Genomic DNA, 13,118 nt, shown 5'->3' on the forward strand with positions numbered 1-13,118 from the left:
CAGTCCCCATTACCCCTTATCCCCAGAGGGGGCCCCACCATCCCCAATCCCCAATATGCAAGTTAATACAAACCAATTCTCATGGTTCCAGGTTCCAGAAGACATCAAAAATTTATTAATTTTAGCTGCACAAAACTGGGAGAATACATCAGAATCAGAAAAATATATTCAACAAGCTTTAGCTAAAACTGGTGAAAATACAGATGTCTTGGTAGCAGCCTATAGATTTTTCTATTATAAAAATAATTATTCTCTTGCACTACAAACAACAGTCAAATTATTAGATAAAATTAAAGAACTAGAAAAATTCCCTGATGACTGGGAGCAACTTAAGCCTATATTAGTCAATCGCAAAGAAGACCCACAAATTCGATTGTACTTAAATGCTTATGCTGCTTCTGGATTAGTACTAGCAAAGTTAGGAGCGATTGAGGAAGCAAAAGAAATCAGCACCAAAGTCAAAGAGATAGACGACAAGAATGATTTTGGAGCCGGAATTCTTCTGGATATTTTGACACGTCCAGCAGAAGAAGATGATTAATTAGTCAATGCGCTTCTCTACAAGACTATGTGTGAAAGAGTGGTGAGTGGGGAGTGGGGAGAGCAGGGGAGATGAGAAGACAAGGGGAAAAGAGGGATAAGGGGGAATTATTCAATAAGTCTCTCCCTTGTCTCCCGCCTCTTCCTTATCTACCTTGTCTCTTCTCAATGCCCAATGCCCAATACCTAATGCCCTTTTGGTGAACAATCATGAACAATTGGTTATCTGCATCATATTCCTCTTACTCTCTTTTGGGAGCAGCTAGTAATAGTAACTCTATCATTCCTGCTATTACCATACCTACTAAACTTCCTGCGAACAATATTCCTAATGTCTCTCCGATCATTATCATCCAATCTTCTGCGTTATCAATTTAAAAGTTATGAAAGGTAGGGATTGGCTGCTAACGGGGGACGGTCAGCATCAAGCTTGTAAGTCTGTGAGAGCATGGGATTTATTGAGAGAGAATTATCGTCTTTATCGGTTTTTAACTGAGATGGAAGATGTTCTCAATAGTGTGGACGATCAAGCCAGTCGGCTGCCAGAAATTCGGATGCTTGTAAGGCGTTTAATAGTAAATTCTTACTGGGTGCAAACTCAAAATTTAGAGCCTTCACCCCAAACGGGAACCTCTGTTTTACTCCTATACGATGAATTGGGTTTTCCGTTGACTGTGCAAACAGTAACATTTGCACCGGGAACCCGATCAAACATTCATAATCATGGGACATGGGGAATAGTAGCGGTGTTAAAAGGTCAGGAAAAAAATACTTTTTGGCAACGCACCCATAACCCAGAATTTCAAGACAAAATTGAACCAACGGGAGAGCTTACTCTATTTCCAGGGGATATTATTAGCTTTACTCCCGATGCAATTCACTGTGTAGAAGCAGTGGGTGATGAACCAACTATGACTTTTAATGTTTACGGCGAAACTGATCCGAATGAGAGATTTGAGTTTGACTCAGTTACTCATCAGGCTAGGAATTTTTAATTAGGAATCGTCAGCATTAATTTCATCGGTTAGTACTTGGTGCTTTAGTATTCAAAGCGCCAAGTACAAACAATTGAGTAATTAGGAGATAGTTAAATGGCAAGGGTAATTTTCTATAGCAAACCAGGCTGTAAAGGTGGTACTAAGCAAAAAGTTTTGCTAACAGCTGCCGGTCATGAGGTGATACCATACAACCTGCTAACAGAACCTTGGACAGTTGAGCGGTTGCGTTCATTTTTTGGCGATCGCCCCGTAGCCGAATGGTTTAATCGTTCCTCTCCAAAGATAAAATCTGGTGAGGTGGTTCCTGAAAAAATTGATGCAGAAACCGCTTTGGTGCTGATGCTGAAAGAGCCACTGTTAATTCGCCGTCCTTTGTTAGAAATAGGCGACCGTCGCGAGGTAGGATTCGATGTAGAAAAGATTGATGCTTGGATTGGCTTAAAGCCTGTGGACGAATCCTTGCAAGAAATCAGCGAAAATCTCATGAAGCAAGATTTGCAAAGCTGCTCCCACGGTCACGATCATAGTCATGAACACCACAATTCGCAAGGTGGCAGTCACGGTCATGGTTCTCAACAACGCCAAAAACAAGGCAAATGCAACCATTAGTACAAGACTTATGTAGTGATGTGACTTGTTAAGAGGTGGGTTATTGAGTTTGAGATGCGACAATGCTCTCAAGTATCAACATACAACTTTGGAGTGAATTAGTATTCGTAACATCTGAGACAACATGTCTCAGATGTTATAAAGCTAAACTTGCATAGGCATATTAAGAATGCTTATATTGCAAGAAAAAACAATGACAGCTACTTTATCTGGTTATCAACTCCTCGAAACCCTTCACTCTGGTAGTAATATCATGTCCGCCTAATTAATTATAATTCCCGCATCTGTGCAAAAACCAGGAAACCCTCTTTCCCCCTGCCCCCTGCTCCCCTGCTCCCCTGCTCCCCTGCCCCCTGCCCCCTGCCGTCTTAATGATAAGTCTTGAACCGGACACAACATAAAACCGTCATTTATCGGGGACGCAGAGAAACCGATAACGTCTCTATGATTATCAAAACTCTCCTGTGTGAACATCCACCCCTACCGCGTGGTTTGTTTTTTTGAAAATAGGTGTAATATCAAGTCTGGTTGAATCAGTTTGGTTTTGTTGTGCTGACTTACTTAGGTAAAATAGTTAAGATTAATAACATTTGCGTATAAAACAACAGCAGAAAAGCTGAATAGCTAATGACTACTGATAAATGACAGATTTTCTATCATAAGTAGGAGCCATAAAGAAGCTAATATTTGCAACGATCGCTTCTGAACGCACAAAAAGTTATTCATGCAAATTCAAACACCAGACTGGGTGAAGCACGCTATTTTCTACCAAATCTTCCCAGATCGCTTTGCCAGAAGCAAACAGCCGCGCAAACGGCTGTTGCACGAAGCCCGTTGGGAAGATTGGGACGCTATGCCAACCCTCCAGGGTTACAAAGGCGGCGATTTATGGGGCATTATGGAGGATTTAGACTACATCCAGGATTTGGGGATTAACGCGATTTACTTCACACCCATCTTTCAATCCGCCAGCAATCATCGCTATCATACCCACGATTATTACCAAGTTGACCCGATGTTAGGGGGTAACGAGGCTTTTAAGGAATTGCTCGATGCAGCCCATCAACGGAATATCAAAGTCGTTTTGGATGGGGTGTTTAACCATTCCAGTCGTGGCTTTTTCTTTTTCCACGACGTTTTAGAAAATGGCCCCTATTCACCTTGGGTAAATTGGTTCAAAATAGAAGGCTGGCCTCTTGCACCATACAATGGGGAATTCCCTGCTAACTATGTGGGTTGGGCTGGAAATCGCGCTTTACCAGAATTTAACCACGATAACCCAGAAGTCAGGGAATACATTATGGAGATTGCCGAATATTGGATTAAATTCGGCATCGACGGTTGGCGGTTAGATGTACCATTTGAAATAAAAACTCCTGGTTTTTGGCAGGAATTTCGCGATCGCGTTAAGGCAGTCAATCCCGAAGCTTACATTGTGGGCGAAGTATGGGGAGATTCCCGCCAGTGGTTGGATGGGACACAATTTGACGGCGTGATGAATTATCTCTTTGCTGGGCCGACAATTGCCTTTGCAGCAGGCGATCGCGTAGTCTTAGAACAAGTCCAAAGCCGCGACTATCAACCTTATCCACCCTTATTTGCCACCGAGTACGCCACCAAAATCCAAGAAGTACTGCAACTTTACCCTTGGGAAATTCAGCTAACTCAACTCAATTTGTTAGCAAGTCACGATACAGCCCGATTGATGACTATTGCAGGCGGCGATATAGCTAGCGTGGAATTATCAACTCTACTGCTATTCACCTTTCCCGGTGCCCCCAGCATCTACTATGGTGATGAAGTTGGTTTACCTGGTGGCATAGATCCCGACTCACGCCGTGGCTTTCCTTTAGAAAGCAAGTGGGAACGAGAAATTTTTAATACTCACCGTCAATTAATTGCCCTCCGCCAAACTTACCCAGCCTTGCGTACAGGTGATTATCAAGTTCTCCATGCTCAAGGACAACTTTATATCTTTGCGCGAACTTTGGGGGCAGAAGAATTGATAATTGCCGTCAACGCTGGCACAAGTTCGGCAATAGCAAATGTAGATATCAACACTTTGCGGACTCAACCCAACAAGCAATTATATGGCACTGCTGAGGTTGAGTGGAATCCTGAAGGAGAAACTCAACAGTTGAGGTTGACTGTTCCCGCACGCAGTGGATGCATCCTGGGGACTGGGGACTAGGGACTAGGGATTGGGGATTGGGGAAGAAGCAAGGGAGCAGGGAGCAGGGGGAAAATTCCTCTCCTCTGCACCCTTCCCCCTGCCCCTCTGCCTCTTTTCAATGCCCAATGCCCAATGCTCAATACCCCATACATTACCTTCCCGCCACCATTGCAGGCATCAACACTGCATCAATAATATGGATCACGCCATTGTCTGTCAGAATATCTGTTTTGAGGACATTGGCGTTATTCACCTTAAACTTACCGTCGGCAGATTCAATGGCTACAATTGACCCTTCAAGGGTTTGTGCCTCATTAATCTGTGCCAAGTCATCAGATCGAACATCCCCACTAGCGATATGATACGCCACAATTTTCCTGAGCTTGGGAATGTCTTGTAATAACAAATCTAAAGTTCCCTCTGGTAGATTAGCAAAAGCTTCGTCAGTCGGTGCAAAGAGGGTGAAAGAACCAGGACTTTTCAAAGTTTCTATAAAATCTACAGCTTTAGCAGCCTTTATTAGGGTATTGAAATTACCCGCTGCGATCGCAGTTTCCACAAGGTCAGCCATGAGGGTGCGTTATTTAATACTACAAGTTACTTATAAAGTGACTAAAATATCTTAGCCTCTATCAATAGAGAGGTTGTCGGCGATTTCACAGACAGCAGCAGACTGATTTAGTGCTGTTACACTGGAGAATGACCCCAAAAACCACTGATTATGCTAAAGCGTTCTAAGTTCGAGACAACTCAGTCTCAGATTATGCACCGGGCTGAGGATCTGATTAGTGCAGCCTCAAATCGTTACCGCATTACGGTTCAGGTAGCAAATCGTGCTAAACGTCGGCGTTACGAAGACTTTGAAAGTAATGAAGATGCGATGATGAAGCCAGTGCTAAGGGCAATTATTGAAATGTCCGATGAATTGACTCAGCCAGAAATTATCGGCGAACTATAAAAACAGTTCTAAGTTGAGAGTGCTGTTAGCAGTAGCCAGGCGTTGAGCCAGTGCTGAGTAGCAATGCAGTGTGATAGCACTCTCATTTGAAAATATCGTTCTATGAAAAAGAAAAAACTTCTACCTAGATCAATCCTCTCAAAACTCGGAACTCAGCATTCATTACTACTGCTTACCTTAATGGTAGTGGGTGTAATTGTTTTGAGTTCAGGGTCGGGCAAATTAATACATAGAAATTTATTTAGTATCCAACCTGCTTATGCTCAGAGAATCACTCCTAGTGATGTTTGGCAGCAAGTGTATCAGCAATTGCCAGATTTTCCACGGGAAAACAAGTATATCAGCAAAGAAAACGGGAAAGTTGCCGAAAACAATACCTTAGCAAATCGCCTAATTAGATATCACATTTATACCAAAGGGCGTGCCCCAATTTATCGCTTGGATTGGAAGCTGACTTTAGCTGATTACCTGGGTGCGAATGAAATTATGTATGATGCTTCCTATCCGGGAAATGATTCACTACAGGAAAATCCAATAGAAGGCGATCGCAAAGCCATCACCCGTCTTACCCGCAGCCAGCGAGATGCCCTAGTGCAAGTCTTAGTCAATATATTTAATCCTACTTCCCAAAATACTCTATCCCCTAACCCCAATACCCCACCCAGTCCAACTACATCAACTACTCCACAGCCACCCCAACGAGGAGGTGCCGAATTATTGAGGTAACGAGATAGTTATCAGTTGTAAATCAATAACTCCTAACTCCTAACTTTTTATGGAACGTGTTGTAAAAAGCGGATTTGGTTGGCGTATTGGCTGGAGCCCCGATGCATCTGAGTTTAAAGGTTTAGTTGGTACAGATGATTGGGCAATTGAGTTAACCGAAGCTGAATTGAATGATTTTTGCCGTCTACTAGCACAGCTAGCAGACACCATGAAGCAACTCGCAACTGAATTAATGGAAGAGGAAAAAATTGCTTGTGAAGCCGAAAGCGATTTATTATGGATGGAAGTGGAAGGCTATCCTCATGCTTACAGTCTGCGTTTCATCTTGAACACAGGGCGAGGTGTAGAAGGGAAATGGGATACTTCTGCTGTTCCAAATTTACTGCAAGCTACTGGGATGCTTAAGGTTTTTTAAATTTGCCTCTTGATTATCCTAAAATTTTGCTGTATGATGGTAGTTCTGACCGGGGCGTAGCGCAGCTTGGTAGCGCGCCACTTTGGGGTAGTGGAGGTCGTGGGTTCGAATCCCGCCGCTCCGATTGATGATAAGCCATACCTGCTAGTCATTTTAAAATGATTAGCAGGTTTTTTCAGCGATCATCCCAATTTGGCAAAATATGACCAAATCAAGTTTCGTGTTCCAATCTGGTATTCAATAATCCATTTATCTTGGTTGTCCGAAACGGGTTGCGAAAACGTACCTGTTGGAGCTTTGATATCAACAATAATTACTAATTCGTAACTAATTGTTGATATCTCACATCAGCAGCGTAACACCGAAGCTCTAACCCTAAGCCCTACATTATCAAGACAACATAGATATTATCGATCTTTCAATGTCCCTATTAATTAGCGATCGCTTGGTAAAAAAGAAATGCGATCGCACTTTAGAACTGGTAGTGTTCAGATCCCCGACTTCTTTGAGAAGTCGAGGATCTAATTTTTATAGTGATTCTAAGCTTAAATGTAGAGCTAAAGGCAAAAGCGTAGTCTATCATAAACATTTTGTTGCGTCCCTCTACTTGATACCAAAATAAATCCCCGGCGACAAAAATATTTGGATTGTCGGCGAACAGCCAATCTAAATTCTGCTTAATTTCTACAATCCAGCCAAACTGTATGATGGTATTATTAGCCACTGGTTGTCCGTCACTATCTGGGTAGATAACCTCTGGCTGGGTCGGCGGTTGGATTTGCGATACCATAGCTTCGCCCTCAGAAGGATATTTAATCGAGATGCTTTCAAATTAGCAGACTATTAAGGATGTCTGCGGCATGAATCTGGAACGATAACTAACTAAAACAGTACTATTGTTCTACAATAAACCGATTAAAGATAGTATTATTAAGGACTGTTTCATCAGAAACTCCTTCTTCGCCGCCCAATATGTCAGACCAACAGCTAGCAGCATCCTTGAATGGACATCTTCCGTACCCCAGCCACAACAGCCAGAATACCATTCGGATTCGGGGTGCTAGGCAGCATAATCTGAAAAATATTGACTTGGAATTGCCACGCGATCGCCTAATCGTATTCACTGGCGTTTCTGGTTCTGGTAAGTCTTCCCTAGCCTTTGATACCATTTTCGCTGAAGGGCAACGTCGCTATGTGGAGTCCCTCAGCGCCTACGCACGGCAATTTTTAGGACAACTGGATAAGCCAGATGTGGAAGCCATTGAAGGCTTAAGTCCAGCGATTTCCATTGACCAAAAGTCAACGTCTCATAACCCGCGTTCCACCGTCGGTACGGTGACAGAGATTTACGACTATTTGCGGCTGTTATTTGGTCGGGCTGGCGAACCCCATTGTCCGATATGCGATCGCTGTATTGCACCCCAGACAATCGATGAGATGTGCGATCGCATCATGGAATTACCAGATCGCACTCGCTTCCAAATTCTTGCACCCGTTGTCCGGGGGAAAAAAGGCACACATCGTAAGCTTTTGTCAAGTCTGGCATCCCAAGGTTTTGTTCGCGTGCGAATCAATGGCGAAATCCGCGAACTGTCAGATTCCATTGAATTGGATAAAAATTTTACCCACACCATCGAAGTGGTCATTGACCGCTTGGTGAAAAAGGCTGATATTCAGGAGCGTTTGGTTGATTCCCTGTCTACGTGTCTCAAGCAATCGGGTGGAATTGCAGCCATTCTAGTGAGTCTGCTTGGTGATGACGGACAAGAAAAAGAAGAAGAATTAGTATTTTCGGAAAACTTTGCCTGTCCAGAACATGGCGCGGTAATGGAAGAATTATCACCGCGATTGTTCTCCTTTAACTCGCCTTATGGTGCTTGTCCGCACTGTCATGGCATCGGGACTTTAAGAAGATTTGCGCCAGACTTGATTGTACCCGACTGGGAAGCGCCAGTTTATGCCGCGATCGCGCCTTGGTCAGAAAAAGATAATTCTTATTACTTGGAATTACTCTATAGCGTCGGACAGATTTATGGATTTGAGTTACAGACAAATTGGGGCAAGCTGACAGAAGAACAGCAGCAAATTCTTCTGTATGGCGAGAAAGATGAACGAGCCGCAGAAGCACAAAGGAAGCAGAGTTTTAAAGGTGCTATTCCAATTTTGCAACGCCAGTATGAAGGTGGTTCGGAATTAGTTAAGCAAAAATTAGAGCAGTATTTAATCGATCAACCGTGCGAAGTTTGTAAAGGAAAACGGTTAAAACCGGAAGCCTTGGCGGTGAAGTTGGGACAATATGGAATTTTAGAATTGACTACCGTATCAATTCGGGATTGTCGGGAGAGAATTGAGCAATTTAAGTTGAGCGATCGCCAGTTACAAATTGCTGATTTAGTCCTCAGAGAAATCAAAGCTAGATTGCAATTTTTGTTAGATGTAGGTTTAGATTACCTCACCCTTGACCGTCCAGCTATGACCCTTTCCGGTGGCGAAGCCCAACGAATTCGTCTAGCAACGCAAATTGGTTCTGGATTAACAGGAGTTCTCTACGTTTTAGATGAACCGAGTATTGGTTTGCATCAACGAGATAATGGCAGATTGCTCAAAACCTTAACGAAATTGCGCGATTTGGGTAATACATTAATTGTTGTTGAACACGATGAAGAAACAATTCGTGCAGCCAACCACATTGTTGATATTGGCCCTGGTGCAGGAATTCACGGCGGAAATATTATCGCCCAAGGTGATTTTCAGGCGTTATTAGCAGCAGAAGATTCCTTAACGGGTGCATATTTATCAGGAAGACGAGTAATTACTACACCAGCAGAACGCCGAGAAGGAAATGGGCGCAGTTTGGGAATTAAAAATGCCCATCGTAACAATTTACAAAATATAGATGTAGACATTCCATTAGGTAAACTCGTCTCGATTACTGGTGTGTCTGGTTCTGGCAAATCTACCCTGATTAATGAATTACTATATCCATCTCTGCAACACCATTTGACTAAGAAAGTTCCCTTACCCAGACATTTGGATAAGATCCAGGGATTAAACGCGGTTGATAAAGCGATCGTTATCGATCAATCCCCAATTGGACGCACACCACGTTCTAACCCTGCAACTTACACAGGAATTTTCGATGCCATTCGAGATGTATTTTCCCAAACAGTAGAAGCCAAAGCTAGGGGTTACAAACCTGGACAATTTTCTTTTAACGTTAAAGGTGGACGTTGCGAAGCTTGTAGCGGCCAGGGTGTGAATGTTATTGAAATGAACTTTCTCCCTGATGTTTACGTGCAATGCGAAATTTGTAAAGGTGCAAGATACAACCGCGAAACTTTGCAAGTGAAGTACAAAGATAAGTCTATATCTGATGTTCTGAGAATGACAGTTGAGGAAAGTTTAGACTTTTTCCAGAATATTCCCAAAGCGATCGCGCGTTTGCAAACTTTATTTGATGTCGGGTTGGGTTATGTCCAACTAGGACAACCTGCAACTACCTTATCAGGTGGTGAAGCGCAACGGGTAAAATTAGCAACAGAACTATCTCGACGCGCCACAGGTAAGACACTTTATTTAATAGATGAACCGACAACAGGCTTATCTTTTTATGATGTCCACAAATTGTTAGATGTGTTGCAAAGATTAGTAGATAAAGGCAATTCAATATTAGTAATTGAACACAACTTAGATGTAATTCGTTGTTCTGACTGGGTGATAGATTTGGGGCCAGAAGGTGGCGACAAAGGAGGAGAATTGATTGCTGTGGGTACACCGGAGGAAGTTGCAAAAAATCCCAGGTCTTATACTGGGCAATATTTAAAGCAGGTGTTGAAGCAGTATCCGGCAAATACAACTATTATGAAAACATAGATAGACAAGGTGATGGGTCTTTAAAAGGAGAAGCTCAATGAATGATCGGGAGTTAGAAATTCTCCTGAACGACCTGGAATCAGATCGGGTAGAACGTAAGGCTTCAATATCTGACCGGAATGTAATTCGTCAGGCTATTTGTGCATTTGCCAATGACTTACCGAATCACCAGCAACCAGGAGTCCTATTTATTGGAGTTCACGATAATGGCAGATGCGCTGACCTTGCCATAGACGATAAGCTTTTGCTTACACTCTCCGATATGCGGTCTGATGGCAACATCTTACCTTTTCCATCAATGATTGTCCAAAAACGGACTATTGGCGGATGTGAACTAGCAGTTTTAATTGTAGAACCATCAGATGCTCCACCTGTACGCTTTAATGGACGTGTTTGGATCAGAGTTGGCCCCCGTCGAGCTACTGCTACAGCAGAAGAAGAACGTCGTTTAGCTGAAAAAAGACGCTCAAAAGACTTGCCTTTTGATTTACGACCCCTATCATCAGCCAGTTTAGATGACCTCGATTTAGAAATTTTTCGTCGAGTTTATTTGCCTTCTGCGTTGGCAAACGATATTCTTCAAGAGAATCAACGCACTGTTGAACAACAACTTCAATCAATGCGTTTTGCAACAGTTGATCCGTTGCCTAAACCAACTATTTTGGGCGTGCTAGTTGTGGGTAACGATCCTAGACAATTCGTTCCCAGTGCCTATGTTCAATTTCTTCGCATTGATGGCATTGAGTTAACAGACCCTATTAAAGACCAAAAAGAAATTGGCGGTTCGCTTCCAGATTTGTTGCGGATGCTGGACGAAACTTTTCAAGTTCATATTTCAGTAGCAACAGACATCACTGCTCAACCAATAGAATTGCGACAGCCTGACTATCCAATAGTTGCCTTGCAACAATTAGGAAGAAATGCAGTTATGCATCGCACTTATGAAGGGACAAATGCCCCAGTAAGAATTACATGGTTTAGCGATCGCATCGAAATTCAAAATCCCGGCGGCCCTTTTGGTCAAGTAAATCGGCAAAACTTTGGACAACCAGGCATAACAGACTATCGAAATCCTCACCTTGCCGAAGCGATGAAAAATCTTGGCTATGTTCAGAAATTTGGGGTAGGAATTCAATATGCTCGGCAGGAACTTCAAAAAAATGGTAATCCACCTCTGGAATTCACTGTGGAAGATACTCATTTGTTGGTCATTCTTAGGAAAAAACTATGAGTGCAAAGATTATTGCTTTCTTTAATACTAAGGGAGGTGTTGGTAAAACTACTCTAGTTTATCATCTAGCATGGATGTATCAAGATTTAGGGCTGCGGGTAGTTGTGGCTGATCTAGACCCACAAGCTAACCTCACTATTACTTTCTTAGATGAGGAACGCTTAGAATTATTTTCCTTAAACGAAAATAAAATAGATACTATTTTTGATTGTGTGAAACCCCTGCTAACAGGTATTGGTGATATTGATAATCCACATTTAGAATATATCCAAGAAAATCAGTTCTCAGAAGATATAGCCTCATTATCTTTGTCTACAGAAGTAGGAAGATTAGCTCTTTTACCTGGAGACCTAATGCTTTCTAGTTTTGAAGATGAGCTTTCAGCGCAATGGAATAATTGTCTTGATAAAGGTGGTCAAGAAAGAGCTTTGCAGGTAACTTCTGCTTTTTGGAGAATTCTCCAAAAAGCAGCCGTTAATCATAAAGCAAATGTAATATTGATGGATTTAAGTCCAAGTTTAGGAGCAATCAATCGTGCAGCATTAATTGCAGCAGATTATTTGGTGATACCACTTACATTAGATTACTTTTCCTTGATAGGTTTACGCAGCCTTGGTGATATCTTGCAATCTTGGAAAAATGATTGGAAGTATATATTAAGTAAAAACCATACTACAAGTTTGTCTTTACCAAGTGGTGATATACAGCCTATTGGTTACGTTGTTTGGCAGATGCCAATGCGATTAGACCGTCCAGCAAAAGTATATAATAAAGCAATATTTGAAATCCAAAATACTTATCAAGAAATAATTTCAAATCAGCCTACTGAAAATAAAATTTCTATTGAAAATGATCCAAACTGTTTAGGATTAATTAAAAGCTACCACAGCTTGATGACAATGGCTCAAGAAGCTCATAAACCTATGTTCCACTTAAAACCGGCTGATGGTGCTATTGGCGCTCATACTAAAGCAGTGAAAAACGTTTATGAGGATTTTAAGAAATTAGCTCATAAGATAGCAGAACAAACGCAACTTGAAATTTAATAATTACACTTATTTTAAAATTAAAACTATTTTTTATCATTATTAAAATAAAATAGCGATGCCTGCGGCGGGCTATGACTACGCACCTCTTTCCAAAATGATCTGATGCAACTTATCGCAGTTTTTAAATTAGTTTCTCTTCAAAAAAGCGATCGCCTATCCTAAAATAAATAAACTTGCATCAATATGAAAAATTTTCCCCAAAGCCTCAGCTTGTTCTTTAGTGATTTCTAACTCGCCATTAATTACTTTAGCAACAATCTCCCTCGAACCCAGAAGTTCTACCAAATCAGCTTGTTCCAAACTCCTAGTTTCCATCAAATGTAAGAGTCTTGAACGAGGTGTTGAAACATGAAGCTGATAGTGCTTACAGCATTTACGGCTGTTATGAGGTACAATAGCAGCAACTAGCAAACCAGTTTCTTAAATGTTGAGGATTTATTAATTCGAGTGCAACTGAGATTAGTTTATCAACCATTTCTGTTGTAGTTGGAGCAAAACTGCGTAAAAAAGATTTAAGTTGTGACCACCATAATTCAATTGGATTAA

Annotated in this window: 13 protein-coding genes and 1 tRNA gene; 11 read left to right on the top strand and 3 right to left on the bottom strand. The window is 41.9% G+C overall.

The features are described from left to right. The first annotated feature begins 55 nt into the window (after positions 1-55). The 4 genes from HWQ44_RS24545 (at position 56) to HWQ44_RS24560 (ending at position 4,338) form a co-directional block, all read left to right on the top strand. Positions 56-541: a hypothetical protein gene (locus HWQ44_RS24545; protein WP_292724213.1), complete on the top strand. Its 486-nt coding sequence runs from the start codon at positions 56-58 to the stop codon at positions 539-541. A gap of 382 nt (positions 542-923) precedes the next feature. Then, complete coding sequence (locus tag HWQ44_RS24550; protein ID WP_292724215.1) at positions 924-1,535, top strand: cupin; 612 nt, start codon at positions 924-926, stop codon at positions 1,533-1,535. Between the two features lie 96 nt (positions 1,536-1,631). Then, a complete protein-coding gene (locus HWQ44_RS24555) occupies positions 1,632-2,147 on the top strand; it encodes an ArsC/Spx/MgsR family protein (RefSeq protein WP_292724217.1) in 516 nt (171 codons plus the stop codon). 724 nt (positions 2,148-2,871) lie between these two features. Next, entirely contained in the window at positions 2,872-4,338 is a 1,467-nt protein-coding gene (locus tag HWQ44_RS24560) for an alpha-amylase family glycosyl hydrolase (RefSeq protein WP_292724219.1), read from the top strand. Positions 4,339-4,471: 133 nt separating this feature from the next. Here HWQ44_RS24560 and HWQ44_RS24565 read toward each other — a convergent pair whose 3' ends face one another. After that, positions 4,472-4,891 (bottom strand): fasciclin domain-containing protein, encoded by a 420-nt coding sequence (locus tag HWQ44_RS24565; RefSeq protein ID WP_292724221.1) that lies wholly within the window; start codon positions 4,889-4,891, stop codon positions 4,472-4,474. Positions 4,892-5,041: 150 nt separating this feature from the next. Between HWQ44_RS24565 and HWQ44_RS24570 the strand changes: the two genes are divergently transcribed. From HWQ44_RS24570 to HWQ44_RS24585, 4 genes are all read left to right on the top strand, one after another. Then, complete coding sequence (locus HWQ44_RS24570) at positions 5,042-5,278, top strand: DNA-directed RNA polymerase subunit omega (protein ID WP_094351515.1); 237 nt, start codon at positions 5,042-5,044, stop codon at positions 5,276-5,278. A gap of 102 nt (positions 5,279-5,380) precedes the next feature. Beyond that, entirely contained in the window at positions 5,381-6,004 is a 624-nt protein-coding gene (locus tag HWQ44_RS24575) for a hypothetical protein (RefSeq protein WP_292724232.1), read from the top strand. Positions 6,005-6,053: 49 nt separating this feature from the next. Beyond that, entirely contained in the window at positions 6,054-6,419 is a 366-nt protein-coding gene (locus HWQ44_RS24580; RefSeq protein WP_292724233.1) for a DUF1818 family protein, read from the top strand. Positions 6,420-6,469: 50 nt separating this feature from the next. After that, positions 6,470-6,543: transfer RNA gene (locus HWQ44_RS24585), tRNA-Pro, on the top strand. Positions 6,544-6,891: 348 nt separating this feature from the next. Here the strand turns inward: HWQ44_RS24585 and HWQ44_RS24590 are convergent. Then, a complete protein-coding gene (locus HWQ44_RS24590; protein WP_292724234.1) occupies positions 6,892-7,209 on the bottom strand; it encodes a hypothetical protein in 318 nt (105 codons plus the stop codon). Between the two features lie 182 nt (positions 7,210-7,391). Between HWQ44_RS24590 and uvrA the strand changes: the two genes are divergently transcribed. Genes uvrA through HWQ44_RS24605 form a run of 3 tightly spaced genes read left to right on the top strand, consistent with a single transcriptional unit; the run spans position 7,392 to position 12,569 of the window. After that, positions 7,392-10,292, top strand: coding sequence for an excinuclease ABC subunit UvrA (gene uvrA, locus HWQ44_RS24595; RefSeq protein WP_292724236.1), 2,901 nt, complete (start codon positions 7,392-7,394; stop codon positions 10,290-10,292). 37 nt (positions 10,293-10,329) lie between these two features. Continuing rightward, a complete protein-coding gene (locus HWQ44_RS24600) occupies positions 10,330-11,523 on the top strand; it encodes an ATP-binding protein (protein WP_292724238.1) in 1,194 nt (397 codons plus the stop codon). Continuing rightward, positions 11,520-12,569 carry an AAA family ATPase gene (locus HWQ44_RS24605; protein WP_292724240.1) on the top strand — a complete coding sequence of 350 codons (1,050 nt, stop codon included), beginning with the start codon at positions 11,520-11,522 and terminating at the stop codon, positions 12,567-12,569. The genes HWQ44_RS24600 and HWQ44_RS24605 overlap by 4 nt, the downstream gene beginning before the upstream one ends. Before the next feature lie 156 nt (positions 12,570-12,725). On the opposite strand, the gene HWQ44_RS24610 is transcribed toward HWQ44_RS24605, so the two are convergent. After that, positions 12,726-12,887: a hypothetical protein gene (locus HWQ44_RS24610; protein ID WP_292724241.1), complete on the bottom strand. Its 162-nt coding sequence runs from the start codon at positions 12,885-12,887 to the stop codon at positions 12,726-12,728. Between the last annotated feature and the right edge of the window lie 231 nt (positions 12,888-13,118).

The organism is Nostoc sp. JL34, assembly GCF_017114945.1.
In the GTDB taxonomy this organism is placed as follows: Bacteria; Cyanobacteriota; Cyanobacteriia; order Cyanobacteriales; family Nostocaceae; genus Nostoc.

Coding starts and splice junctions, on each gene's coding strand:
- HWQ44_RS24600 (WP_292724238.1), top strand. CDS start 10,330: ATGAATGATCGGGAGTTAGAAATTCTCCTGAACGACCTGGAATCAGAT.
- HWQ44_RS24605 (WP_292724240.1), top strand. CDS start 11,520: ATGAGTGCAAAGATTATTGCTTTCTTTAATACTAAGGGAGGTGTTGGT.
- HWQ44_RS24580 (WP_292724233.1), top strand. CDS start 6,054: ATGGAACGTGTTGTAAAAAGCGGATTTGGTTGGCGTATTGGCTGGAGC.
- HWQ44_RS24550 (WP_292724215.1), top strand. CDS start 924: ATGAAAGGTAGGGATTGGCTGCTAACGGGGGACGGTCAGCATCAAGCT.
- HWQ44_RS24565 (WP_292724221.1), bottom strand. CDS start 4,891: ATGGCTGACCTTGTGGAAACTGCGATCGCAGCGGGTAATTTCAATACC.
- HWQ44_RS24555 (WP_292724217.1), top strand. CDS start 1,632: ATGGCAAGGGTAATTTTCTATAGCAAACCAGGCTGTAAAGGTGGTACT.
- HWQ44_RS24610 (WP_292724241.1), bottom strand. CDS start 12,887: ATGGAAACTAGGAGTTTGGAACAAGCTGATTTGGTAGAACTTCTGGGT.
- HWQ44_RS24545 (WP_292724213.1), top strand. CDS start 56: ATGCAAGTTAATACAAACCAATTCTCATGGTTCCAGGTTCCAGAAGAC.
- HWQ44_RS24560 (WP_292724219.1), top strand. CDS start 2,872: ATGCAAATTCAAACACCAGACTGGGTGAAGCACGCTATTTTCTACCAA.
- HWQ44_RS24570 (WP_094351515.1), top strand. CDS start 5,042: ATGCTAAAGCGTTCTAAGTTCGAGACAACTCAGTCTCAGATTATGCAC.
- HWQ44_RS24590 (WP_292724234.1), bottom strand. CDS start 7,209: ATGGTATCGCAAATCCAACCGCCGACCCAGCCAGAGGTTATCTACCCA.
- uvrA (WP_292724236.1), top strand. CDS start 7,392: ATGTCAGACCAACAGCTAGCAGCATCCTTGAATGGACATCTTCCGTAC.
- HWQ44_RS24575 (WP_292724232.1), top strand. CDS start 5,381: ATGAAAAAGAAAAAACTTCTACCTAGATCAATCCTCTCAAAACTCGGA.